This is a genomic window from Kitasatospora sp. NPDC047058 (assembly GCF_040643935.1).
Lineage (GTDB): Bacteria > Actinomycetota > Actinomycetes > Streptomycetales > Streptomycetaceae > Kitasatospora.
This window is the reverse complement of the sequence record NZ_JBEYVJ010000079.1, coordinates 1-21,849: the sequence shown is the minus strand read 5'-3', so window position 1 is coordinate 21,849 and position 21,849 is coordinate 1. Positions and strand designations below refer to the sequence as shown.

The following is a 21,849-nucleotide window of genomic DNA, read 5'->3' as shown; positions in this document are numbered from 1 at the left end:
CCCCAGCGGACCAGTGAGGAACCGATCATGACTCTCAGCTCCACGCTCACCGGGGCGTCCGCCCCGGCCCGCCGGCCCGGCCCGCCCACCGGTGCCGCCCGCACCGCCCGCCGCCGGGCCGTCCTCAACTGGGTGGCCGTGCACGCGCTGGCCATCGCCGCCGCCCTGTTCTTCCTGCTGCCGTTCGTGTTCGCCTTCCTCACCTCGGTGATGGACGACAGCCAGGCACTCACCACCGACTACTGGCCCACCTCCTGGGAGTGGGGCAACTACACCAGGGTCTGGCGGACGCCCGGCTTCCTCACCTGGTGGCGCAACACCCTGCTGTACGCCGGCCTCGGCACCGTGCTGACCGTCGTCTCCAGCCTCCCGGTGGCCTACGCTCTCGCCAAGTTCCGCTTCCGCGGCCGCAACCTGGCCCTGATGGCGGTCATCGCGATGATGATGCTGCCGCCGCAGGTCACCGTCATCCCGATGTACCTGTTCTGGGCCAAGCAGCTCCACCTCGGCGGCTCGCTCTGGCCGCTCATCATCCCGATGGCCTTCGGCGACGCCTTCTCGATCTTCCTGCTGCGCCAGTTCCTGCTGACCATCCCCAAGGAGTACCTGGAGGCGGCCAGGATCGACGGCTGCGGCGACCTGCGCACCCTGCTCCGGGTGGTGCTGCCGATGGCGAAGCCGGCCATCGCCGCCGTCGCGCTGTTCCAGTTCTTCTACTGCTGGAACGACTACTTCGGCCCGCAGATCTACGCCAGCAACGAGCCCGGCGCCTGGACCCTCTCGTACGGCCTGGAGTCCTTCAAGGGCGCCCACCACACCAACTGGAACCTCACCATGGCCGCCACCCTGCTGGTGATGGCTCCGGTGATCGTCCTCTTCTTCTTCGCGCAGAAAGCCTTCATCGAAGGCGTGACACTGACAGGGGTCAAGGGCTGATGTCCTCACTCAAGCTGGCCGTCGTCGGCGGCGGTTCGACGTACACCCCCGAGCTGATCGACGGCTTCGCGCGGCTGCGGGACACCCTGCCGGTCGGCGAGCTGGTGCTCGTCGACCCGGCGGCCGGCCGGCTGGAGCTGATCGGCGGCCTGGCCCGGCGGATCTTCGCCAAGCAGGGGCACGGCGCCGTGGTGACCACCACGACCGACGTGGCGGCGGGCGTCGCCGGCGCCGACGCGGTGCTGCTGCAGCTGCGGGTCGGCGGACAGGCCGCCCGCGACCGGGACGAGACCTGGCCGCTGGAGTGCGGCTGCGTCGGCCAGGAGACCACCGGGGCCGGCGGCCTCGCCAAGGCGCTGCGCACCGTCCCGGTGGTGCTGGACATCGCCGAGGAGGTCCGCCGGACCAACCCCGGCGCCTGGATCGTCGACTTCACCAACCCGGTCGGCATCGTCACCCGCGCCCTCCTCGACGCGGGCCACAAGGCCGTCGGCCTCTGCAACGTCGCGATCGGCTTCCAGCGGCGGTTCGCCGGGCACCTCGGCGTCGACCCGGAGCTGATCCGGCTCGACCACGTCGGCCTCAACCACCTCACCTGGGAACGCGGGGTCACCCTGCTCGACGCGCCCGGCGCGGCCACCGGGCGGGAGGTGCTGCCCGAACTGCTGGGCTCCTTCGGCAAGGAGATCGCCGAGGACCTGCACCTGCCGCAGCGGGTGATCGAGCACCTCGGCGTCGTCCCGTCCTACTACCTGCGCTACTTCTACCAGCACGACGTCGTGGTCGAGGAGCTCAGGGCCACCGGCTCGCGGGCCGCCGAGGTCGCCGCGATCGAACGGCAGCTGCTGGAGATGTACGCCGACCCGGCGCTCGACACCAAGCCGGAGCTGCTCGGCAGGCGCGGCGGCGCGTTCTACTCCGAGGCGGCGGTGCAGCTCATCGCCGCGCTGCTGGGGACGGGCGGCGGGACGTCCGTCCAGGTGGTCAACACCCGCAACGACGGCGTGCTGCCGTTCCTGCCGGACGACGCCGTCATCGAGGTGCCGGCCGAGGTCGGTGCGGCAGGCGTGCGCCCGCTGCCGCAGCGCCCCGTCGAGCCGCTCTACGCCGGGCTGATCGCGAACGTCACCGCGTACGAGCACCTGGCCCTGGACGCCGCCCTGCACGGCGGCCGCGACCGCGTCTTCGACGCCCTGCTCGCCCACCCGCTGGTCGGCCAGATCGAACTCGCCGACCGGCTCACGGACCGGCTGCTCGCCCACAACCGCGAGCACCTCGCCTGGGCCTGACCCGCCCGGCCCGGCCCGCGCTCCCCCGGGAGGCCGCGGGCCGGGCCACGAGGAGACCGACCACCCCCGGCCGGGGACAACGGCCGGGCCACGTACGAGCGCGGGGACCGATGACCCACCAGCCCGAACCACTCCTGCCCGGCGTACTCGCCATCGACGCGGGGAACTCCAAGACCGACGTCGCCCTGGTCGGCGCCGACGGCACCGTCCACGGCACCGCCCGCGGCGGCGGCTTCGCCCCGCAGAAGATCGGCGGCGCGGCGGCCGTGGCCGGCCTCGCCCCGCTGGTCGAGGAGGCCGTCGCCGCGGCCGGCCTCTCGTTCCGCAGCGGCGTGCTGGCCGGCCACGTCAGCGCCTGCCTCGCCAACGCCGACCTCCCGGTGGAGGAGGAGGCCCTGCGCGCCGCCCTCGAGTCCCACCCGTGGGGCGTCAGCACCACCGTCGTCAACGACACCTTCGGCCTGCTCCGGGCCGGCACCGACGGCCCGCGCGGCGTCGCCGTCGTCTGCGGCGCCGGCATCAACTGCGTCGGCCTGCTCCCCGACGGCCGCACCGCGCGCTTCCCCGCCCTCGGCGAGCTCACCGGCGACTGGGGCGGCGGCAGCGGCCTCGCCGTCAACAGCATGTGGCACGCCGTCCGGGCGGAGGACGGCCGCGGCGGCCCCACCGCGCTCGCCGGGGCCATCGCCGAGCACTTCGACCTCGCCAGCAGCGGCGCCGTCGCCGAGGCCGTCCACCTCGGGCAGCTGCCGTCCGCCCGGCTGCACGAGATCGTCCGGGTGCTGTTCACCGTCGCCGAGGCCGGGGACCGGGTCGCGCTGGAGCTGATCGACCGGCAGGCCGACGAGATCACCCGCCTCGCCGTCGTCGCGCTCGGACGGCTGGGGCTGCTGGACGCGCCGGCCCCCGTGGTGCTGGGCGGCGGCGTGCTCGCCTCGCGGCAGCCGCTGCTGCTCGACAACCTGACGGCCCGGCTGGCCGCCGCGGCACCGCTGGCGGAGCCGCGGGTCGTCGTCGCACCGCCGGTCCTGGGGGCCGCCCTGCTCGGCCTCGACCACCTCGGCGCCACCCCGGCCGCCCAGGCCCGGCTCCGGGCGGCCTACGACCCGCCGCGCCGCGTGGCCGCCTGAGGCGCGTCCGAGGCCCCGACTCCGTTCCCGCCGGGACCGCACGCCCGGCGGGAACGGGAACCGCACGGGCGGCGCCTGCGGGGACCCGGACCATGCTGTCCGGCCACGCCTCGGGGGGCTTGAGCCATGGCCGCTCGCCCCGCTTCCCCGCCGCCCCTGACGTGCCGGCCGGGCCCTCCGCGGCGCGGGCCCGTCCGCTCCGTGGGCGCGCCTGCCGAATCCCGCGTTCCTCTGATGAGCTGCCCGGCATGGACGACTCACAGGGTGGCCGGCGGCGTTGGCTGGTCCTCGCCGTCGGGATGTTCGCGATGACCTCCGGGTGCGCGTTCCAGTTCGGCCTGCCGTACCTGATCCCGGCGCTGCGGGACGAGGGGCTGTCGCTCTCCCGGGCCGCGATGCTGGCCGCCTGCCCGACCGTCGGGCTGGTGCTGACGCTCACCCCGTGGGGCGCCGCGGCGGACCGGTGGGGCGAGCGGTGGGTACTGGCGTCCGGCCTGGGGACCGGCGGACTGGTCCTGCTCGGGGCGACCGCGGTGCGGGGCACGGTCGCGCTCGGGGCGTGCTTCCTGCTGGCCGGCGCGGCCGGGGCGTCGGCGCACGCGTCCAGCGGGCGGCTGATCCTCGGCTGGTTCCCGCCGGAGGAGCGCGGGCTGGCGATGGGACTGCGGCAGACCTCACTGCCGCTGGGGGTCGCGGTGGCCGCGCTGCTGCTGCCGCCGCTGGCCGGGCACGGGCGCGGGACGGCGCTGGCGGTGCTGGGCGGGCTGAGCGTGGCGGCGGCGCTGCTGGTGGTGCTCGCCGTCCGGGACCCGGCGCGGGCCGGCGGCGGGGCGGACGAGCGGGCCGGGAACCCGTACCGGACACCGGTGTTGTGGCGGCTGCACGGTGCGGCGACGCTGCTGGTGGTGCCGCAGTTCACGGTGTCGGTGTTCGCGCTGGTCTTCCTGGTGGACGAGCGCGGCTGGTCGCCGTCGGCGGCCGGGCCGGTGCTGGCGTGCGTCCAGGTGGCCGGGGCGGGCGCGAGGTTGGCGGCCGGGCGGTGGTCGGACGTGGCCGGCAGCCGGGTCGGCCCGATGCGGCGCTTGGCGTGGACGGCGTCCGGGGTGCTGGCGGTGCTGGCGGCCGGCGCGTTCGCCGGCTCGGGGGTGGCGGTGGCGGCGCTGCTGGCGGCGGGCGTGGTGACGGTGTCCACCAACGGCCTGTCGTTCACGGCCGTGGCCGAGTACGCCGGTCCGGCCTGGGCCGGGCGGGCGCTGGGGGTGCACACCACGGTGCAGAACGCCGTGGCCGCCTGCGTCGGGCCGGGGGCCGGGGCCCTGATCGGCGCCACGGGCTTCGGCTGGGCGTACGCCCTGGCCGTGACGTTCCCCCTGGTGGCGGCCGCGGTGGTCCCCACGCCGCACGAGAAGTCGGACCGGCTGACCTCCCGCGCCTGACCTCGACCTCGCTGAAGTCTTTTGCGCCGCCCTGCCGTGCCGGCTCAGACCGGGCATTTCATGAAATCGAACGAATGAGTCATGATGAGGGCACATCATCTGCGTAGTTTTACGGATGCTCAGCGCACCCACACCGACTCGGCGTCAGTTGGCGGACCGCGCGCGTCCGAGATTCGACTCCGGGGGGAGCCAGCAACGAGGCAGACGAAGTTGCCATCAGTCCAGGCGAGCTGGACACCTCTGCGAACGTGGCGAGCACCCTCGCCGAGGAGCTCGCCAGTCCGGTCCAGAACGCACTGAGCTCGGCGACCACCGCATCCGGCCAACTCGTCGGCTGGTCGATCGCGGGCGGGCTCGGGCAATTGGGAAGCGGCTGGGCCACCCCGCTCGGCACACTTCGCCAGCGGCTCACGGATACCGCCACCAACCTCCGTTCCAACGCCGCGGCCCACGCGCACAACGAGCAGGCGATCGCCGGTGCCTGGAGCCAGGCTCAGGGGGCGAAATGAGCAGTGTCTACGAGCTGTTGGTGGCGTTCGACCCGCACGGGCTGCGCGATTCCGCAAAGGGCTGGAAGGCCCTCGCGCACGCCGTGGAGAGCACGGGAACCCGGCACCGGAACCAGGTCAACGGGCCGCTTCATCAGGCCGGCACGCCCGCCACGCTCGGTCTCGACCAGTCCGCCTACGACAAGCGCAAGGCGGCACTCCAGACCATCAAGAACAAGCTCGAGGACACCGCCAACACGAAGGACGAGGAGCACCAGATGTTCCTCCTCGGCATCGACCCCGAGGCGTACGAGGGCGACGGGCGCGCAATCGTCGCCACCGGAAACCCCGACAAGGCCACGCACACCGCGGTGTTCGTCCCCGGCACGAACACCGAGTTCAACGGTGTCCCGGGGCAGATCGACCTCATCCGCCGGCTGCAGGGCAACGCGAAGGGAAATGCGGAACCCGGCGAGACCGTCTCGGTGATCTCCTACCTCGGCTACGACACCCCGGAGAGCCTCCTGGAAGCGGGGAATCCCCAGCGCGGAAAGGACGGTGCCGACGACATGCGGCGTTTCTCCGACGGACTCAGAGTCGCACACGGCGAGCCGAAGACCCATCTCACCTACGTTGCGCACAGCTACGGAACCTACGCCGTTGGCGTTGCCGCGAGTGGTGGCGACGGTCTGCACGCCGACGACATCATCGCCCTCGGCAGCCCCGGTATGGGCGTCGACGAGGCCAAGGAGCTTCAGACCAACCCCGATCATGTGTGGATCTCGGAGGCCGAGGACGATCCCACGCGTCTCGTCGGCGGGTACACCTTGGGTCCCGGCCCCCACATCATCGGATTCGGCGGCAACAACCTCTATACCGACACCTCGGGCCACGGTGGCTACTGGAACGAGAACTCGGACAGCTTCAATAACCAGGGAAAGATCATCGCAGGCAAGCAGCCGGAGGTCGATCCCAAGGAGATAGTCATCGGAGGGTTCATTCCCATCTGGCACTGAAGCGATCGCGGAGAACGACACTCATGACCCGTCCGTCCACCCGCCGGTCCGACACCGGTACCGGTACCCGACTCAAGCGCCTCCTGGCAGTGGCGCTGATGGTCGCCACCCTTGGAGCCTGCATGTCCAACCCCGGTACCGGGAAGTACGACCCCCTGCCCGTCAAATCCCAGCAGGAAACCCTCGACTGGGCGCGCCAGCTCATCGCCCACCTGGTGCAGACGGTCGGCATCGAGATCAACAGCGAGCCGGAAGAGGCCGGCTTTCACCCATGCATCGGCAGGAACGGCGAATCAGCTCCCGACGGCCGCTACACCCTTCTGTACTTCGTCCACAGTGACGTCCCCGGTGCCCGGCACAACGATGTCGTTCGCAGCGCCCGGGACCTGCTGACGAAAGAGGGCCTGAAGGTCACCGTCTACCGTGAGGCCACGGACACGAAGCCGTCTGTGGCTCTCTGGACCCGCCATCCCGAGAGCAATTACACCGTCCGCGTCGACAGCACCAGCGACAAACGCATGGCCCTGAGTGTCACCACCCCGTGCCTGATGCCACCGTCCGCATCGCCGGCTCCCACACAGTGAGAGGCTGCACGAGAAGCCGGACCGGCCGGCAGCGGGCTTGACCTCAACCGCACCTCAGGTTGTCGGATGGATCCCGGCGGCGAGCGGCGTCGCCGTCGGATTCGGGGAGCGCGGATCGTGGCCGGCCGGAGCAACGCGTACGGCCGACTCGGGGGCCGGGAGGCGGCCCCCGTCACGTCCAGGGGCGTTCGCCCGCCTCGCAGTGGTAGCAGCGGGCCACAAAGCCGTCCTGGTTGTACCACTCGTGGTCGCCGCAGTCCCGGCGGCCCTTGCGGGCGACGCCCCGGTCGACGAGGAACCACGGCAGGTGGGCGCGCAGCCGGGTGCGCAGACGGTACCGGCCCGTTCGATTCATGCCGCCGAGGCTAGCGCGGTCCGTCCGACGGCCGCTCAGGTGAGGCGGCGGACCGGGCCGGGGCAGGCGGGCACGGGCGCTCCGGCGGGCGGAGCGCCGGGCCTCGGCCGGAACCGGTTTACCGGACCGACCCGGAGGAGCCGCGGGGTGTGGTCAGCCCCGCCGCGCGGCACCGTCGGGCCAGACGACGTCCACGTCCAGGCCCGCCGCACGTGCCTCCTCGACCACGTCGGCGGTGCCGCCGCCCTTTCCGGTCGGCGGTTGGCCGTCCCAGACGGCGACGAGCCTGTCGGCGCCGTGGATCAACGCACGGTTCGCGGCCTCGTACGCGCTCCGGCCGGCGGTCTCGTTGGGCAGAGCCACCACCTCCGCCGCGGCCTCCAGAAGGCGGTCGAACGCCGGGGCGTGATCGGGAGCGACCACGGTCCGCCGGTAGTCCCTGGACGGGACGACGACCACGAGTTTGCCGCCGATGGCGAGCAGTTCCTCGGCGAAGAGGGTGTCCGCGCCCTGGGCGATGCACGACAATCCGGTCACGCCCTCGTGAGCGTACTCCTGGAGGAGCCTGCGCAACGCGGCCCGGATGAGCGGGAGGGAGCCCTCCGTGAGGTCCATGTGGCCGGTGACGGCGAGTGTGGTCATGGGAGGCACATGCTACCCGTCGCACCGCCGGCCGAGGAGGAGAAACCAGGGTGCGGCCGCGCCGGCCCGGCCGGTTTCCCACCCTTGACGGGCCGGGAGCCCGGCCCATCATTCCTCCCATGGACACCAGCGCGCAGGACGGCCGACCCGCCCCCGGTCGGATCCAACGCTCAGCAGCCGGAAGGGCGTTGCGACTCCTCGGCTTCGTTCTACAGGTCGCCGGCAGCCTTCTGGTCCTGGTGGCGGCCACCCGCACCCTGACATCCGGGGTGATGCTGCGATCCCCGTACCGTTCGCTGCCGGTCTGGCAGACACTGCTCGTCACGGCTGGCATGCTCTGCACCGGGGGCGCCGCACTTTACGCGGGCAGACGGCTTTCCCGCCACGGTCGGCGGCACACCACCCGGATCCTCGGTTCACCCGACGAAGCGGGGCCGGAGCCGTTCGTCCTCTACCTCCGCCCGTTCGCCGAGGACAGGAACACCTTCCAGCAGGGACCTGCGTTCGACCCGGCCGCCTCGGCGCTGAACACGGCCCTGCTCCTGGGCCTCGACAACCCTGGCTCCCGGACGTTCGAGGAGCGGATCGCCCGCACCTTCCGGAGGTTCGGCAGGGTGATCGCCGTCGGTCAGCCGGGCGAGCGCCTCCCGCTCCCGGGAGCCGACAAGCTGTATCTGCCCCTGAACGACTGGCAGCCGGTCGTCAGCGACCTCATCCACCGCGCCCGCCTGGTCGTCCTGGTCGCCGGGCCCGGCCCCGGCACGCTGTGGGAGTTCACCGAGGCGGTACGCCTGCTGCCTCCCGCCCGGCTGGTCCTGCTCGTGCTCCCGGATGCCGTAACCTCGCCGCCCGACAGCCCCACCACGTACGACCGGTTCCGGCAGGCCGTTCCTCCGGCCTTCGCAGCAAGGGCCGTTTCAGATCCTCCGCCCCGCCTGCCCGAATGCCCTCCTCTCCGGCACCCGGACAGGATGCGACGGGAGCCTTCGATCCGGGGATTCGTCCGCTTCGGCCCGGCGTGGACACCGGAGTTCGTGCGCCTCGATCCCACGGCCTTCCGGCGGCGCACCGAACTCGGGGTGGTCAGGAGACTGACGCGCACCCAGCTCGAACCGTTCCTGACCCGAGTGCAGCGCACGCTGCCCTGATGCTCCGGCTGCGTCCCCCGTCTCGCGTCAGAGCACCTTGGCGAGGAATCCCATCAGGTAGGCCGCGCTGAAGATCACGGGGACCCACTGCTCGACCCGGGTGAGCGGCAAATACCTCCGCCAGTCGCGGCCCTCGCCCAGCGCGCTCCACTCCGCCCGGGAGTACGCGTAGGCGGGCAGCCGCTCCTCGAAGTCCCCGATCACCCGCCACTTGGCGGCGTTGAGCTGCCGGTACGAACGCACCATGACGAACCAGGCCACGCACTGGCTGATCAGGATCACCAGGCCGGCGAGCAGGGCCCAGTCCGAGGCCGCTGCGAGCCCGTCGTCCGAGGCGGCGGCCAGGACGGCGACGACACCGCTGTTCAGCGACAGGAAGAACGTGTTGGCCAGGTTCCGCCGGGCGCTGACCCGGTCGGCCATCTCCACGCAGAGCTTGTACTGCTCGAGTATCGTCTCCAGGTACTTCTGGTCGGAGGCCGAGTAGGAGGCGGAGCTGACGTCGGTGTTCCACAGGGGGTTCCTGGTGTCGGTCACGTGCCCATCATGGCCGCCGTCCGGGGCTTCCGGGAGTGCCCATCCCGCCCTTGCGGCAACATACTTGCTTTGAGCCGAGCACATTGACGAATGGTCAGTCCAACTCACTGCGGGGATGCGGGGGTGGGCATGCCGAGGGCAGCCGGAGGATCGGGAAAGAGGGACCAGCCGGAAGGCGGAGGCGGCGCGGGAGCCGACACCGGCGCCGGAGGCGGCAGCTCCCGCACGCCGGCCCCACCGGTGCAGTCGAAGGCCCGGGGAAGAGCGCTGGCGACAGCGGCCACCACCCTGCAGCTCGTCGGAGGCCTGATCGCCGTCTGGTTCTTCCTCGCCTGGCGCTGGTCGGCGAGTCACAGCTCCTTGCTGGAAAGGGAGTTGGATCTGCTCGGAACCGGGGCCGGATCGCTGTTCTTCATCTGGGGACAGACGCTGGGGCGTCGTGCGCGGCAGCACCTCAACGAGATCATTCCGACGGCGGAGAGCATCGGCGACGACCCGTTCGTGCTCTACCTCAGACCCTTTGAGGACGACTCGAGTCGGGACAGGTTCGACCCGACGCCCCGGGGAGCGCCGGGGTTCCCGTCGGACCTCCTGACTTCCGGACTCACCGGAGAGGAACAACTGGTCGCCGCCTTGAAGCCCGTCGGTCGGGTGATAGCGCTCGGAGTGCCCGGGCAGAAGCTCCCTCAGGCCGGGGCGCGCCGGATGTACCTGGCACATGACGCGTGGCAGGACACAGTTCTGGCCCTCATGGAACGGGCCCGGTTGGTGGTCCTGGTCCTGGGGGCGGGTCGCAGTCTCATGTGGGAACTGGTGCAGTCCGTGAGGATGCTGCCCCCCGAGAGGCTGGTGCTGATCGTGCCCATGGAGCGGGCGGCCTACGACGCGTTCGCCGAGACCGCCGTGAGGGAGTTCCGCGAAACGGCGGAACAAATGCTCCGTGAATCCGGCAGGTCGTGGACTCCTCCCACGCTGCCGGCCTATCCACCCCACGAAACCGGCGCCGTCTCGGAGGAGGGCGCCTTCAAGGTGGTCGTCCATTTCGAGGCCGACTGGACGCCACGGCCGATCCTGCTCAAGAGGCCCCTCGTCAGCGGTGACCAGCTGAAGCGGAGCCTGAAGCGCGGCCTGCGCCCCGCACTGGAACGGTGGCAGGACTGAGCTTCGGTCGCCGGGGGCGGTTGCGGCCTCACTCCGGAGGAAGCGGACGAGCAGGACGTCGTCCTCGGCAAGCCGGTCCTACGGGCGACGGCGCCGCCACTCGGTTCCACCCCGGCCGGGCGGCCCGGCCGGGGTGGAACCGCCTCACCGGCGGGCGGCGGCCAGCAGGTCGGGCACGGTGGCGAGCTTGACCCGGGGCCGGCCGGACGCCTCGCCGCGGGCGCGTTCGGTGCGGTCGATGGCGCGCAGTTCCTTCAGTCCGACGGCGTCCGGGCGCCGGCTGCGCACCAGCCGGGCGAACTCCTTCCCGGTGCCGGCCGGCCGGGACAGCAGGCCGGCCGCGGCATCGTCCAGGAAGGCGTCGACGGTCTCCTGCGCGCAGGCCCGGTTGGCGCCGATCCCGCCGGAGGGGCCGCGCTTGGCCCATCCCACCACGTAGGTGCCGGGCAGCGGCCGGCCGGTGGCCGGGTCGAGCACCCGGCCGTCGCGGTGCGGGACGGCGGCGGCGTCCTCGTCGAAGGGCAGCCCGGGCACGGGCACGCCGCGGTAGCCGATGGACCGCACGACCAGGCCCGCGGCGATCCGCTCCGGGCCCGTCTCGACGCCCGTCACCCGGTCCTCGCCGGTCAGCGCGGTGGGCGTGGAGTGGAAGCGCAGCACGATCCGCCGCCCGGGGCGCGGCGGATCGCCGAGGCCGGCCGGCTCCAGCGGGAGCCCGGCGAGCAGCGCGGCCTTGGAGCCGGGGGCGGCCGCCTCGATCGCGGCCCGGACGCCCGGCCGGTCCTCGACCACCAGCTCGACGCCGGGCAGGTGCTGCAGGGCGAGGAACTCGGGCCTGGTCCAGGCGGCCTCCTCCGGCCCGCGCCGGGCGAGCAGCACCACCTCGCGGACCCGGCTGCCGCGCAGCGCGGCGAGGGCGTGGTCGGCGATGTCGGTGGCGGCGAGCCGGTCCGGGTCGAGCAGCAGGATCCGGGCGACGTCCACGGCGACGTTGCCGTTCCCGATCACGACGACCCGCTCGGCGGAGAGGTCGACGGCGTCCGCGGGCACGGTGGGGTCGGCGTTGTACCAGCCGACCAGGGTGGTGGCGGGGAGGCTGCCGGGGAGGTCCTCGCCGGGCAGGCCGAGCCGGCGGTCGGCGGCGGCGCCGACCGCGTAGACCACCGCGTGGTGGTGGGCCGCCAGTTCGTCGTGCGTCAGGTCGCGGCCGACCTCGACGTTGAGGTGCACGGTCAGGCGCGGGTGGCGGAAGACGGACGCGAAGCTCTCGGCGATCCGCTTGGTGGACTGGTGGTCGGGGGCGACGCCGTGCCGCAGCAGGCCGCCGGCCACCGGCAGCCGGTCGATCATGGTGAGCTCGGCGCCGGTGGTGCGCAGCAGCGACTGGGCGGTGTAGCTCGCGGACGGGCCGGTGCCGACGATGGCGATGCGCGGCGTCCCGAGGCCGAGGCCGTTCGGCAGGCTGCGGGGGAATGCGGGTTCGCCCCAGGCGTGGTCGTTGGGGTGGTCGCGGTAGTAGTCGCGGTTGAGGTCGCCGAAGACGGTGTCGGGCCCGGTGAGCCGGTCGACGGGGAAGACCGCGTCGACCGGGCAGGCGTCGGCGCAGGCGCCGCAGTCGATGCAGGCGGCCGGGTCGATGTACAGCATGTCGGTGGTGCCGAAGTCCGGTTCCCCGGGCGTGGGGTGGATGCAGTTGACCGGGCAGACGGAGACGCAGGAGGCGTCGTTGCAGCAGGTCCTGGTGATCGCGTAGGCCATGGCCGGGGTGGGGTCCTCGCTCGGTGGGGGTCGGGGGCGTTCCGCGGGGGATCCGGGTGGGGGAGGCGCTGTTCGGCGCGGACCGGGTCAGAGCATGTGGATGCGGCGGTAGACGGCGGCCGAGGCCTTGGTGAGCAGGCCGCACTCGGCGAGGAACGCCATCAGGTGGCGCGAGCTGGTGCGCATCATCGCCTTGCGGTGCTCGTTGGCGCGCACCTCGGCGACCGCGCGCTCGCGGTCCAGGCCCGCGGCCTCGTACACCCCCGGGTGCACCATGCTGCTGACGATGACGAAGGCGCCGGCCGCGATCCCGGTGGCGGCGGCCCGCCGGCGCGCGGGCGAGGCGCCGCGCAGCCGTTCGCGGATCTGCTGCCGGGCGAACTTCATGTGCCGGGACTCCTCGACCACGTGGATCCGGGAGGTGCCGCGGACGATGTCGAGGACGTTCTCGCCGCGCATCCAGTCGCGCTGCATGACGTCGAGCACCTCCTCGGCCACCAGGATGCCGCCGTAGGCGATCTCGCCCCGGGCGGTGGCCTTGTAGAGGCGGCCGGCCTGGGCGATCACGGAGTTCGGCTTGTACTGGGGGACGCCCATCTTCTCGCAGGCGCGGGCGAACATGATCGAGTGCCGGCACTCGTCGGCGATCTCGGTGAGGGCGAAGCGGAACTCGGCATCGGCCGGGTTCTTCAGGTACTGGTCGCGCAGCACCATCTGCTGCAGGATCATCTCGAACCAGATGCCGGTGGTCATGATCGAGCAGACCTCGTGCCGGGTCAGCACGACCCGCTGCTCCTCGCTCATCCCGTCCCAGAGCCTGGTGCCGTACAGCGTGCTCCACTCCGGGTTGAGCCCGTAGTGGCCCGCGGGGAGCGGGGCGTCCCAGTCGATCTCGGTCGCCGGGTCGTAGGAGAGGGTCGCGGCCGAGTCGAGCAGCCGCTTCGAGACGTCGTCGTCGGCCTCGGTGTGGCCGTGGACTGCTGCCGCGCCGGTCCGGGTCATGGCTGCCTCCAGGTGCGTGCCCTGTGCGGGGTTCCCGCCCGCCCCGCTTATTAGACGGAGAGTACAATAAGAGCCCCGGGCCGAGAAGCCCTCGCGCAGCAGCCCGTCCACGGCGGCCCCGCCCCGGGTCCGCGCCCGCCCGCGCCGGCTCTCGTCCGCTCGCGGTGAAATCGTTGGGGTTCCCTGCGAGGATCAGAAGATGGACAGCCGGCGGTTCCCCTTCGTCGACAGCGCGGCCGGGGCCCTGCTCGACGCGGACGGCAGGATCACCCGCTGGACCCCGCAGGCCGAGCGCCTGCTCGCGCTGCGCGCCGACCAGGTCTGCGGCCGGCCCGTCCGGGAGCTGCTCGCCGACCCGGCCACCTGGCCCGCACTGCTGGCGGAGCGGGCCGCGGACGCCTGGTCCGGCCGGGCCGCGGTGCGCTCGGGGCGGGGCGAGGAGCTGCGGGTGGTCTTCCAGGTGCTCCCGCTCGCGGACGGCGGCACGGGCACGGTGGCGGCGGACGGCGGCGCGGGTGCTGGTGCTGGTGCTGGTGCGGGTACGCCGCCCGCAGGTGGTGAGGCCTCGCAGTACTTCGTGCTCGCCGCCCCGGCCGGCCTGGTCGCCCAGTGGCGGCAGGACCAGGCGTTCACCCAGGAGCTGTTCCTCCAGGACCGGGTCGGCCTCGCCGTCTTCGACGCCCGGCTGCGGCTGATCCGCACCAACACCCACCTGCTCCCCTACAGCGGCCTCCCGGCCGACCTGCAGGGCCACCGCCTCGGCGACTTCCTCCAGCCCGAGGACGCGAAGGCGGTCGAACGCCACCTCCGCGAGGTGCTGGAGACCGGCCGTCCCATGGTCCTGTCCGAGGAGCTGGTCCGGACGATCGAGGACCCGGGCGCCGGCGCGGTGATGGCGGTCTCCGCGTTCCGGCTCCAGTCCCCCGACGGCCACGCGATCGGCGTCACCGCCCTGTTCACCGACGTCACCGAACTCCACCGTTCGGGTGAACGCCTGGCCGTGCTCCACCGGGCCACCGCGGCGGTCGGCGCCTCGCTCTCCGTCGCCGGCACCGCCGAGGACCTCGCCGCCGTCCTCGCGCCCGGGATGGCCGACCTGGCGGTGGTCGAGGTCGCCGAGGCGGTGTTCACCGGCGAGGAGCCGGTCCCCGACCAGGACGGCCGGCTGCCGCTCCGCCGGGCGGCCGTCGCGGCCGGCACCGCCCACGCCCGGGCCACCGCCGCCGCCTGGGCCGCGGCCGCCGGGCCGCCCGGCGCGCGGCCGGCCCCCGTCCTGGTCGACGCCGGCGGGCCGCCCACCGCCACCGAGTCCCCCGCCGCGATGACCGCGCCGCTCCGGGCCCGCGGCGCCATGCTCGGCCGGGTCACCGTCCGCCGCGACCCGCACCGGCCGCCGTACGGGCCCGCCGACCTGGACCTGCTGGGCGAGATCGCCGCCCGGGCGGCCCTCGCCGTGGACAACGCCCGCCGCTACACCCGCGAACGCCGCGCCGCCGTCGGCCTGCAGCGGAACCTGCTGCCGCCCTCGCAGACCGAGACCGCCGCCGTGAGCACCTCCAGCGTCTACCTGCCCGCCGACACCGCCACCGGCATCGGCGGCGACTGGTTCGACGTGATCCCGCTCTCCTCCGCCCGGGTCGCCCTGGTCACCGGCGACGTGGTCGGCCACGGGCTGGAGGCCAGCGCCACCATGGGCCGCCTGCGCACCGCCGTCCGCACCCTCGCCGACCTCGACCTGGAGCCCGACGAGCTGCTGGTCCACCTGGACGACCTGGTCTCCCGGCTGCTGGTCGACACCGGCGAGCCGGAGGGCGCCGGTACGGGAACGGACGGCGGCGCCGGCCCGGGCACGGACGACGGCCCCGGCGGCCTCGGGGAGGACCGCGGCGCCGGCCCGGACGGACCGTGGGCCGACGTCTGGGACGACACCCTCGGGCCCGCCGGGCACCGCGCCACCGCCCACGGCGCCACCTGCGTGTACGCGGTGTACGACCCGGTGTCGCGGCGCTGCGCGGTCGCCTCCGCCGGGCACCCGCCGCCCGCCGTCGCCGCCCCGGACGGCACCGTCGAGTACGTGCCCGTGCAGCCGGGCCCGCCGCTGGGCGTCGGCGGCCTGCCGTTCGAGGTGGCCGAGGTCGAGGTCGCCCCCGGCAGCGTGCTCGCGCTCTTCACCGACGGCCTGATCCGCGGCTACGACGGCGATCTCGACGTCGGCATGGCCGAGCTGCGCCGCCGGCTCGCCCGGCCCGGCGTCACCGGCGTGCCGCTGCCGGAACTCGGCCGGTCCCTGGTCGCCGACCGCCCCGCCCACCGGCTCGCCGACGACGTCACCCTGCTGCTCGCCCGCACCCGCGAAGTCCCGCCGGAGGCCACCGCCGTCTGGCCGGTGGACCCCGACCCGGCCGCCGTCGGCCTGGTCCGCGAGCGGGCCACCGAACGGCTGCGCGCCTGGGGCCTGGAGGAGCTGGTCTTCACCACCGAACTGGTGCTCAGCGAACTGGTCACCAACGCGATCCGGTACGCGGGCGGTCCGGTCGAGGTCCGGCTGGTCCGCGCCGAACGCCTGACCTGCGAGGTCTCCGACCCCAGCGCCACCCAGCCGCGGATGCGCCGCGCCCACCTCACCGACGAGGGCGGCCGCGGCCTGTACCTGGTCGCCCAGCTCACCAACCGCTGGGGCAGCCGCTACACCCGGCACGGCAAGACCATCTGGGCGGAGCAGGAACTGCCCTGAGGCGGGGGCCGGGCCGGCTCCGCCGCGTACCCCTGGCTCCGCCCGCGCCCCGGGCCCCGGACCGGCTCAGGCCCGGGCCGGCTCAGGCGCGGTAGGCCGCCGCGAAGACGCCCGGCAGTCGGGCCCACGAGGGCTCCGCCGCGAAGCGGGTGAGCCGACGGCCGGTCAGCGCCGCGCTGCGGGCCGTCACGAACCACGGCGGCTTCGGGAAGAGCGCCCACTCGCCGCCCGCCACCGAGCGCGGGAACGGCCGGAACGGGCCCCGGACGACCGTCCGCTCCGGCCCGTCGATCAGCAGCGCGTTGTGCACGACGCCGATCCCGCTCTGCGCGTCGTCCACGGTGTGCCCGGGGAAGGCGCCCCAGGGCGCGGTCGCGGTCAGGAAGCCGAGCGCCGTCCAGGCGTTGACGGCGATCGTGCCGTACCGCAGTGCGGCCAGCGCGCGGTCGAAGGCCGGGCCGAGACGGCGCAGCGTCGCCGGGTCGGCCAGGACGTTGGCGCCGAGCGTGCCGGCCAGGTCGCGGTTGGCCGTCCCGACGGCCCGGTCGAGGAAGTCCGCGCCCGTCCCGGGCAGGGTCAGCACCCCGAGCACCGGCGCGAAGTACTCGGTGGTCGCCGGCGAGACGTCGCCCCCTCCGTCACCGAGGTCCAGCAGCAGCCGGGTGCCCTCCGCGCCCTGCCACTCCGCGCCCGGGTGGGCCGCCGCCGCGGCCAGCCGTTCGGCGCTGCCCGGGTACCAGGCGGGCCGGGCCGGGAGCCGCCGCAGCGCCGTCCGGAGCAGGTCGAGGAAGGCCTCGCGCTGCGGCCAGTCCGCGCTGACCAGTACCAGCTGCGAGGCGATGCAGTTGTGGCCGCTGTTGTGCAGGCGCTGGGTGGCGATGTGCTCCACCTGGTACCTGAGGTCGGCCTCGCTCCACTCCCCCGGGACCACGATGACCGGGGAGACCCCGCCGAGTTCGCTGGTCATCGGCTTGGCGAGGAGCGGCGTCCCGGCGGCCTTGCGGGCCCGGCCCTCCTCGCCCGGGCCGAAGGCCACCAGGTCGTGGGTGGCCAGGCTGCCGGTGATGTGGACGTGCGCGACGCCGGGGTGGTGGGCGAGGTAGCCGCCGACGTCACCGCCGCCGGAGACGATCCGCAGCACGCCGAAGTCGACGAGCGGCGCCAGGGCGCGCCGGTAGACCGGCTCCAGCCCGCCGAGGACGGGGTTGAGCTTGAGCACCACGACCCGGTTGTGGGCGACGAGTTCGTACAGCACGTCGAGCGGCGCGATGGAGGTGATGTTGCCGGCGCCGAGGACGAGGCCGACGCCCGTCGTCCGCTCCGGCCGCAGCGCGCCGAGCCCGGCCTGCCGGCGCATGGTCTCCTCGTCGGTGCCCGGGGGCATCCACACCTCGGCGGTGAAGCCGTTCAGCAGCAGCCGGTCGCGGGCGCCGAGCGGGAGGACGGGGACGGTCACCCGGCCGCCGGGCGCCCGGCCGAACCGCGCACCGTCCAGCGGGCTCCGGCCGGCCGCGACCGCGCGCAGCGAACGGGCCAGCGCGTCCAGCGAGGTCAGCAGGGCGTACGGCCCGGACATCCACTCCTCGCCGGTCAGCGGGGAGCCCTCGGGGAGCAGCTTGATCCGGCTCGCCGTCCGCACCCAGTTCTCCGCCTCGGCGGCGACGGCGGCGTGGACGCGGCCCAGCAGGGCGATCCGCGCGTCGAGCGGGGTCGCGGCCCACCGGCGCTCGCCCTCGGCGAGTTCGGTGAGCAGCGCGTCCAGCTCGGGCCTCGGGCCCGGCTCCGGCTCCGGCTCGGCGGGGACGCTGCCTGCGGGGGTTGCGACGGTCATGGGGCCTCCCTCGGTCACGGCCGCCCGGGCGGGGCGGGCGGCGTCCTGCGGGACCGGCCTGTTGGGTCGTCGCACAGGTCTTCCCGGGACGGTCCCACGATGACGCAGGACCGGTACCGGTTGCCATGGGCGGGCGCCTCGGGTTCCCCCGGGGCGGACTGTGCGGCGGCACAGTTCCACCGGCGCGGGCGGCGGGTACGGTGACCGCATGCGAACCCCGCCCGGACCCGCTGACGGCTCCCCCGGCCCCGCCGGTGCCGCCCCCGGCCCTGCCGACGACGCCTCGGTGCTGGACGACGTGTTCGCCGGGATCCTCGGCTCGGTCGAGGAGATCACCGACGAGACCGTCCGGAAGATCACCGAGGACGAGTCCGGCTACGTGGAGAACCAGCTCCCGCCGGACCTGCTCCGCGCCGTCGTCCGCGCCAACATCGAGGCCGTGCTGCGCGCCGAGGCGGGCGGCCCGGACGGCGGCGACGAGACCGCCCGCTGGGCCGGCCGGGTCAAGGCCGAGCACGGCGTGCCGCTGCCGGCGCTGCTGCACGCCTTCCGGCTGGGCGGGCTGGAGATCTGGGAGTGGGCCATCGCCCGGGCCGCCACCGGCCCGCAGGCCACCGCGCTGCTACGCCGCTCCTCCGGCTTCTGGGCCGTGCTCGACCGCTTCTCCACGGCCGCGACCGAGGCCTACCGCCAGGTGGCCGACGACCGCGAACGGCAGCAGGAGGCGGCCCGCCGGATCATGCTGCTCGGCGTCTTCGAGGGCACCGCGGAGGGCACCACGCGCGCGGCCGGCCTGTCGCGCGCCCTCGGGCTGCCCGAGCGCGCGGAGTTCCGCGTGGTCGCCGGCGAGCTCGGCCCGGACGGCGCCGACCCGCTGCCCGGCATCGCCGACCGGCTGGCCGCCCTGTCCGTCCCGTCCGTCTGGACCACCGAACTCGGCGAGCGGCTCGGCCTGCTCGCCCCCGTCGGCGAGGCCGACGCCGCGGCCGCACTGCGCGCCCTCGACCGGTGCGCCGCCGGCCGGGTCGGCGTCAGCCGTCCGTTCGCGTCACCGGCCGCCGCCCCGGAGGCCCTGCGGCAGGCCCGGATCGCCCTGGCGTGCGTGCCGCCGTCCGGCGCCGGCGTGCACCGCCACGGCTCCGCCCCGGTCGACGCGCTGCTCGCCGCCCACCCCGCGTCCGCCGCCGAACTGGCCGCCGACGTGCTGGGCTCGCTGCTCGCCACCGAGGACGGCGGCGCCGCCCTGCTCGACACCCTGGACGCCTGGTTCGCCGCCGACGGCTCCACCGCCGGGGCCGCCCGCCGCCTGCACTGCCACCGCAACACGGTGCTCTACCGCCTGGCCCGGATCGCCGACCTCACCGGCCGCACCCCGACCCGCCCGGTCGACGCCGCCGAACTCCACACCGCCCTGCGCGCCCGGCGCCTGCGGCCCTGATCCCGCTTCGCCCCCTCCCTCTCGCGGCGCCCTGATCGCTGCCGTCCGGCCGGTCCCCGCCGGCTCCCTGCCGGTTGTCCCCGGCCGGCGGCCGCTGCCATGATCCACAGCATGCCCACCTTCTCCGCCCCCGACGGCACCCTGCTCTCCTACCGCACGCACGGCGACGGCGAGCCGCTGGTCTGCCTCCCCGGCGGCCCCACCGACTCCGCCTACCTCGGCGAGCTCGGCGGCCTGTCCGCACACCGCCGGCTGATCGTGCTCGACCCGCGCGGCACCGGCCGGTCCGCCGTTCCCGCCGACCCCGCCTCGTACCGCTGCGACCGCCTGGTCGGCGACGTCGAGGCGCTGCGCGTGCACCTAGGGCTCGACCGGTTCGACCTGCTCGCCCACTGCGCGGGCGCCAACCTGGCGGCGCAGTACGTGGCCCGGCACCCGGAGCGGGTCGGCCGGCTCGCCCTGATCACGCCCAGCAGCCGGGCGGTCGGCGTCGCCGTCACCGGGGAGATGCGGCAGGAGACCGCCCGCCTGCGGGCGGGCGAGCCGTGGTTCCCGGCCGCCTCCGCCGCACTGGCCGCGATCGTCACGGGCACCGGCAACGACTGGGAGGCCATCGCCCCCTTCGCGTACGGCCGTTGGGACGCCGCCGCGCAGGCGCACCACCCGACCACCAAGCCCGACAACCCGGAGGCGGCCACCCTGTTCGGCGCCGACGGCGCCTTCGACCCCGCGGCCACCCGTACGGCCCTCGCCGCCTGGGCGGGCCACGCACTGGTCCTCGCCGGGGAGTTCGACCTCAACAGCCCGCCGCCGGCCGTCGCCGGGTTCGCCGCGTTGTTCGCCGACGCCGCGTTCACCGTGCAGGCGGGTGCGGGCCACAACCCGTGGGTGGACGACGCCGACGCCTTCGTCGCGGCCACGGCCGCGTTCCTCACCGGGCGGGCGCCCGCGCCGACGGCGGGCCGATGACGATGCCTCACACCGCCGAGTGGAGCGCCGCGACCACGCGCGGCACCTACCGCGCCGAGGTCGAGGACCTGCGGGACGCCCTCGCCGACGCGGCGCGGGACGGCCGCTGGAGCCGCGTCTTCGAGCTGATCGCGTCCGCACCACACTGGATCTCCGCCAACGACACCCGCCTCGGCGGCCCGAGCGGCTACACACCGCTCCATCAGGCGGCCTGGCACGGCGCCGACGGCGAGGTGGTCACCCGCCTGCTCGGACTCGGCGCCTGGCGCACCCTGCGCACCTCCTCCGGCGAGCGCGCCGTCGACATCGCGGCGGCCCGCGGCCACGCCCGTCTCCTCGACCGCCTCCGGCCCGTGGCGCACCACCCGCTGCCGCCCGCCACGGTCGCCGCGGTGGAACGCCGCCTCCATGCGCTGATGCAGGAGGACAGCCACGGTCTGGTGGCCAAGCACCGGCTGAAGCTGCCCCCGGTGGAGATCCTGACCGAGCTGGCCGATCCGAAGCTGTGGGTCCCGGTGCCCGGCATGTACGGCGGCTTCAAGATCCGCCTGGAGGACGGGGCGCTGATCGTCGAGAGCTGGAGCCGCGTCGTCGGCGGCTCCGGCCGGCGCCACCGGATCACCCCCGACGCCACCACCCTCCTGGCCGAGGGCTTCGTCTGAGCCACCCCGGGGCACCCGGGCGAGGACCCGGGCCGGCCCCCACGCGCTTGATTGTCATGCCCATGCTGTCGACGCCTCTCCGACACCTCCACCAAGTGAAGGAACGCCCACATCCACCCCGAAACCCGCCGCAGCCGTGCACGAATGGTTCGTCCACCACCGAGTGTGCACATCCGGAGCAGCTGCGTCCGCTCCACTGGCACTTTTCGGACATTGCATCGTCCAAAAACCGATCGTACAAGATCGTTGACGTCGGGTACTGTCAATTCAGGCCGCAGGGAAACCTTTACGGCCGGTTCACCGCCACAAGGTGGTGGAAACTCACAGATTGTGCGGGGGATGCAATCTGTATGCACCCCGCCGTCGCCTATCGAAAGGAAGCCGGAATATGGTGAAGTCCGCTGTCCTGAATGCCGCGAACAGCATGGTCGGGCCGGAGCAGCGCGGTGTCCTGGTCGCCCCCGGTGGCAACCCGGTTCTGGCCACCCCGGCCACCGTGCTCACCGTCGGCCTGTTCGCCGCCGCGTCGGCCACCCCGGCCACCGGCGCCCTCTTCGGCGGCACCGCCGCCAACGGTGAGGGTGCGCTGGGCGAGGTCGAGCTGACCGGCGCCAGCGTGGACGAGCTGACCGAGGCCCGCGAGGCCGCTCTCATCGGCTGAACGAGCCGATGATCCGGGGCCCGCGGCCACCGTGGGCCCCGAACGCGCGGGCGGGCCGCTCCGGCCCGCCCG

20 protein-coding genes are annotated in these 21,849 nt (G+C 74.1%); 14 read left to right on the top strand and 6 right to left on the bottom strand.

The genetic code is table 11. The annotated features are described in order from the left end of the window. Positions 1-27: 27 nt before the first annotated feature. From ABZ885_RS15225 to ABZ885_RS15195, 7 genes are all read left to right on the top strand, one after another. On the top strand, positions 28-936 hold the full coding sequence (locus tag ABZ885_RS15225) for a carbohydrate ABC transporter permease (RefSeq protein WP_360187827.1): 909 nt from the start codon (positions 28-30) through the stop codon (positions 934-936). Next, complete coding sequence (locus tag ABZ885_RS15220; protein WP_360187824.1) at positions 936-2,225, top strand: 6-phospho-beta-glucosidase; 1,290 nt, start codon at positions 936-938, stop codon at positions 2,223-2,225. Before ABZ885_RS15225 ends, ABZ885_RS15220 begins: the two co-directional genes overlap by 1 nt. Positions 2,226-2,335: 110 nt before the next feature. Next, entirely contained in the window at positions 2,336-3,355 is a 1,020-nt protein-coding gene (locus ABZ885_RS15215; RefSeq protein WP_360187822.1) for a BadF/BadG/BcrA/BcrD ATPase family protein, read from the top strand. A 248-nt stretch (positions 3,356-3,603) separates the two neighbouring features. Continuing rightward, on the top strand, positions 3,604-4,791 hold the full coding sequence (locus ABZ885_RS15210; protein ID WP_360187820.1) for an MFS transporter: 1,188 nt from the start codon (positions 3,604-3,606) through the stop codon (positions 4,789-4,791). Positions 4,792-5,039: 248 nt separating this feature from the next. Continuing rightward, positions 5,040-5,300 (top strand): hypothetical protein, encoded by a 261-nt coding sequence (locus ABZ885_RS15205; RefSeq protein WP_360187818.1) that lies wholly within the window; start codon positions 5,040-5,042, stop codon positions 5,298-5,300. Then, the gene (locus tag ABZ885_RS15200; protein WP_360187816.1) at positions 5,297-6,295 is read left to right on the top strand and encodes an alpha/beta hydrolase; all 999 of its coding nucleotides are present in this window, start codon (positions 5,297-5,299) and stop codon (positions 6,293-6,295) included. Before ABZ885_RS15205 ends, ABZ885_RS15200 begins: the two co-directional genes overlap by 4 nt. A gap of 23 nt (positions 6,296-6,318) precedes the next feature. Then, the gene (locus ABZ885_RS15195) at positions 6,319-6,879 is read left to right on the top strand and encodes a hypothetical protein (protein WP_360187815.1); all 561 of its coding nucleotides are present in this window, start codon (positions 6,319-6,321) and stop codon (positions 6,877-6,879) included. A 172-nt stretch (positions 6,880-7,051) separates the two neighbouring features. On the opposite strand, the gene ABZ885_RS15190 is transcribed toward ABZ885_RS15195, so the two are convergent. Together ABZ885_RS15190 and ABZ885_RS15185 are read right to left on the bottom strand one after the other, a co-directional pair. Continuing rightward, entirely contained in the window at positions 7,052-7,234 is a 183-nt protein-coding gene (locus tag ABZ885_RS15190; RefSeq protein ID WP_360187813.1) for a hypothetical protein, read from the bottom strand. A 153-nt stretch (positions 7,235-7,387) separates the two neighbouring features. After that, positions 7,388-7,876: a hypothetical protein gene (locus ABZ885_RS15185; protein ID WP_360187811.1), complete on the bottom strand. Its 489-nt coding sequence runs from the start codon at positions 7,874-7,876 to the stop codon at positions 7,388-7,390. A gap of 119 nt (positions 7,877-7,995) precedes the next feature. Between ABZ885_RS15185 and ABZ885_RS15180 the strand changes: the two genes are divergently transcribed. Further along, positions 7,996-9,024, top strand: coding sequence for a hypothetical protein (locus tag ABZ885_RS15180; protein WP_360187809.1), 1,029 nt, complete (start codon positions 7,996-7,998; stop codon positions 9,022-9,024). Positions 9,025-9,051: 27 nt separating this feature from the next. Here ABZ885_RS15180 and ABZ885_RS15175 read toward each other — a convergent pair whose 3' ends face one another. Beyond that, positions 9,052-9,561, bottom strand: coding sequence for a hypothetical protein (locus ABZ885_RS15175; protein ID WP_360187808.1), 510 nt, complete (start codon positions 9,559-9,561; stop codon positions 9,052-9,054). Positions 9,562-9,801: 240 nt separating this feature from the next. On the opposite strand from ABZ885_RS15175, the gene ABZ885_RS15170 reads away from it, so the two are divergent. Further along, the gene (locus ABZ885_RS15170; RefSeq protein WP_360187806.1) at positions 9,802-10,722 is read left to right on the top strand and encodes a hypothetical protein; all 921 of its coding nucleotides are present in this window, start codon (positions 9,802-9,804) and stop codon (positions 10,720-10,722) included. Between the two features lie 144 nt (positions 10,723-10,866). Here ABZ885_RS15170 and ABZ885_RS15165 read toward each other — a convergent pair whose 3' ends face one another. Beyond that, entirely contained in the window at positions 10,867-12,480 is a 1,614-nt protein-coding gene (locus tag ABZ885_RS15165) for an FAD-dependent oxidoreductase (RefSeq protein WP_360187805.1), read from the bottom strand. Between the two features lie 87 nt (positions 12,481-12,567). Next, on the bottom strand, positions 12,568-13,482 hold the full coding sequence (locus tag ABZ885_RS15160) for a diiron oxygenase (RefSeq protein ID WP_360187803.1): 915 nt from the start codon (positions 13,480-13,482) through the stop codon (positions 12,568-12,570). Positions 13,483-13,681: 199 nt separating this feature from the next. Here ABZ885_RS15160 and ABZ885_RS15155 point away from each other — a divergent pair, with 199 nt between their 5' ends. Beyond that, positions 13,682-16,216, top strand: coding sequence for a SpoIIE family protein phosphatase (locus tag ABZ885_RS15155; RefSeq protein WP_360187801.1), 2,535 nt, complete (start codon positions 13,682-13,684; stop codon positions 16,214-16,216). An 82-nt stretch (positions 16,217-16,298) separates the two neighbouring features. Here ABZ885_RS15155 and ABZ885_RS15150 read toward each other — a convergent pair whose 3' ends face one another. Continuing rightward, positions 16,299-18,047: an aldehyde dehydrogenase family protein gene (locus ABZ885_RS15150; RefSeq protein WP_360187799.1), complete on the bottom strand. Its 1,749-nt coding sequence runs from the start codon at positions 18,045-18,047 to the stop codon at positions 16,299-16,301. A 208-nt stretch (positions 18,048-18,255) separates the two neighbouring features. On the opposite strand from ABZ885_RS15150, the gene ABZ885_RS15145 reads away from it, so the two are divergent. The 4 genes from ABZ885_RS15145 to ABZ885_RS15130 all read left to right on the top strand — a co-directional run bounded on the left by ABZ885_RS15145 (position 18,256) and on the right by ABZ885_RS15130 (position 21,777). After that, positions 18,256-19,485 (top strand): helix-turn-helix domain-containing protein, encoded by a 1,230-nt coding sequence (locus ABZ885_RS15145; protein WP_360187798.1) that lies wholly within the window; start codon positions 18,256-18,258, stop codon positions 19,483-19,485. 111 nt (positions 19,486-19,596) lie between these two features. After that, the gene (locus ABZ885_RS15140) at positions 19,597-20,454 is read left to right on the top strand and encodes an alpha/beta hydrolase (protein ID WP_360187797.1); all 858 of its coding nucleotides are present in this window, start codon (positions 19,597-19,599) and stop codon (positions 20,452-20,454) included. Beyond that, positions 20,451-21,116 (top strand): ankyrin repeat domain-containing protein, encoded by a 666-nt coding sequence (locus ABZ885_RS15135; RefSeq protein WP_360187795.1) that lies wholly within the window; start codon positions 20,451-20,453, stop codon positions 21,114-21,116. Before ABZ885_RS15140 ends, ABZ885_RS15135 begins: the two co-directional genes overlap by 4 nt. Positions 21,117-21,504: 388 nt before the next feature. Beyond that, positions 21,505-21,777 carry a hypothetical protein gene (locus ABZ885_RS15130; protein WP_360187793.1) on the top strand — a complete coding sequence of 91 codons (273 nt, stop codon included), beginning with the start codon at positions 21,505-21,507 and terminating at the stop codon, positions 21,775-21,777. The last annotated feature ends 72 nt before the right edge of the window (positions 21,778-21,849 follow it).

Bases quoted from the DNA above. Each gene is read 5' to 3' on its own strand.
- ABZ885_RS15225 (WP_360187827.1), top strand. From the start codon at position 28: ATGACTCTCAGCTCCACGCTCACCGGGGCGTCCGCCCCGGCCCGCCGG.
- ABZ885_RS15220 (WP_360187824.1), top strand. From the start codon at position 936: ATGTCCTCACTCAAGCTGGCCGTCGTCGGCGGCGGTTCGACGTACACC.
- ABZ885_RS15215 (WP_360187822.1), top strand. From the start codon at position 2,336: ATGACCCACCAGCCCGAACCACTCCTGCCCGGCGTACTCGCCATCGAC.
- ABZ885_RS15210 (WP_360187820.1), top strand. From the start codon at position 3,604: ATGGACGACTCACAGGGTGGCCGGCGGCGTTGGCTGGTCCTCGCCGTC.
- ABZ885_RS15200 (WP_360187816.1), top strand. From the start codon at position 5,297: ATGAGCAGTGTCTACGAGCTGTTGGTGGCGTTCGACCCGCACGGGCTG.
- ABZ885_RS15195 (WP_360187815.1), top strand. From the start codon at position 6,319: ATGACCCGTCCGTCCACCCGCCGGTCCGACACCGGTACCGGTACCCGA.
- ABZ885_RS15190 (WP_360187813.1), bottom strand. From the start codon at position 7,234: ATGAATCGAACGGGCCGGTACCGTCTGCGCACCCGGCTGCGCGCCCAC.
- ABZ885_RS15185 (WP_360187811.1), bottom strand. From the start codon at position 7,876: ATGACCACACTCGCCGTCACCGGCCACATGGACCTCACGGAGGGCTCC.
- ABZ885_RS15180 (WP_360187809.1), top strand. From the start codon at position 7,996: ATGGACACCAGCGCGCAGGACGGCCGACCCGCCCCCGGTCGGATCCAA.
- ABZ885_RS15165 (WP_360187805.1), bottom strand. From the start codon at position 12,480: ATGGCCTACGCGATCACCAGGACCTGCTGCAACGACGCCTCCTGCGTC.
- ABZ885_RS15160 (WP_360187803.1), bottom strand. From the start codon at position 13,482: ATGACCCGGACCGGCGCGGCAGCAGTCCACGGCCACACCGAGGCCGAC.
- ABZ885_RS15155 (WP_360187801.1), top strand. From the start codon at position 13,682: ATGGACAGCCGGCGGTTCCCCTTCGTCGACAGCGCGGCCGGGGCCCTG.
- ABZ885_RS15150 (WP_360187799.1), bottom strand. From the start codon at position 18,047: ATGACCGTCGCAACCCCCGCAGGCAGCGTCCCCGCCGAGCCGGAGCCG.
- ABZ885_RS15145 (WP_360187798.1), top strand. From the start codon at position 18,256: ATGCGAACCCCGCCCGGACCCGCTGACGGCTCCCCCGGCCCCGCCGGT.
- ABZ885_RS15140 (WP_360187797.1), top strand. From the start codon at position 19,597: ATGCCCACCTTCTCCGCCCCCGACGGCACCCTGCTCTCCTACCGCACG.
- ABZ885_RS15135 (WP_360187795.1), top strand. From the start codon at position 20,451: ATGACGATGCCTCACACCGCCGAGTGGAGCGCCGCGACCACGCGCGGC.
- ABZ885_RS15130 (WP_360187793.1), top strand. From the start codon at position 21,505: ATGGTGAAGTCCGCTGTCCTGAATGCCGCGAACAGCATGGTCGGGCCG.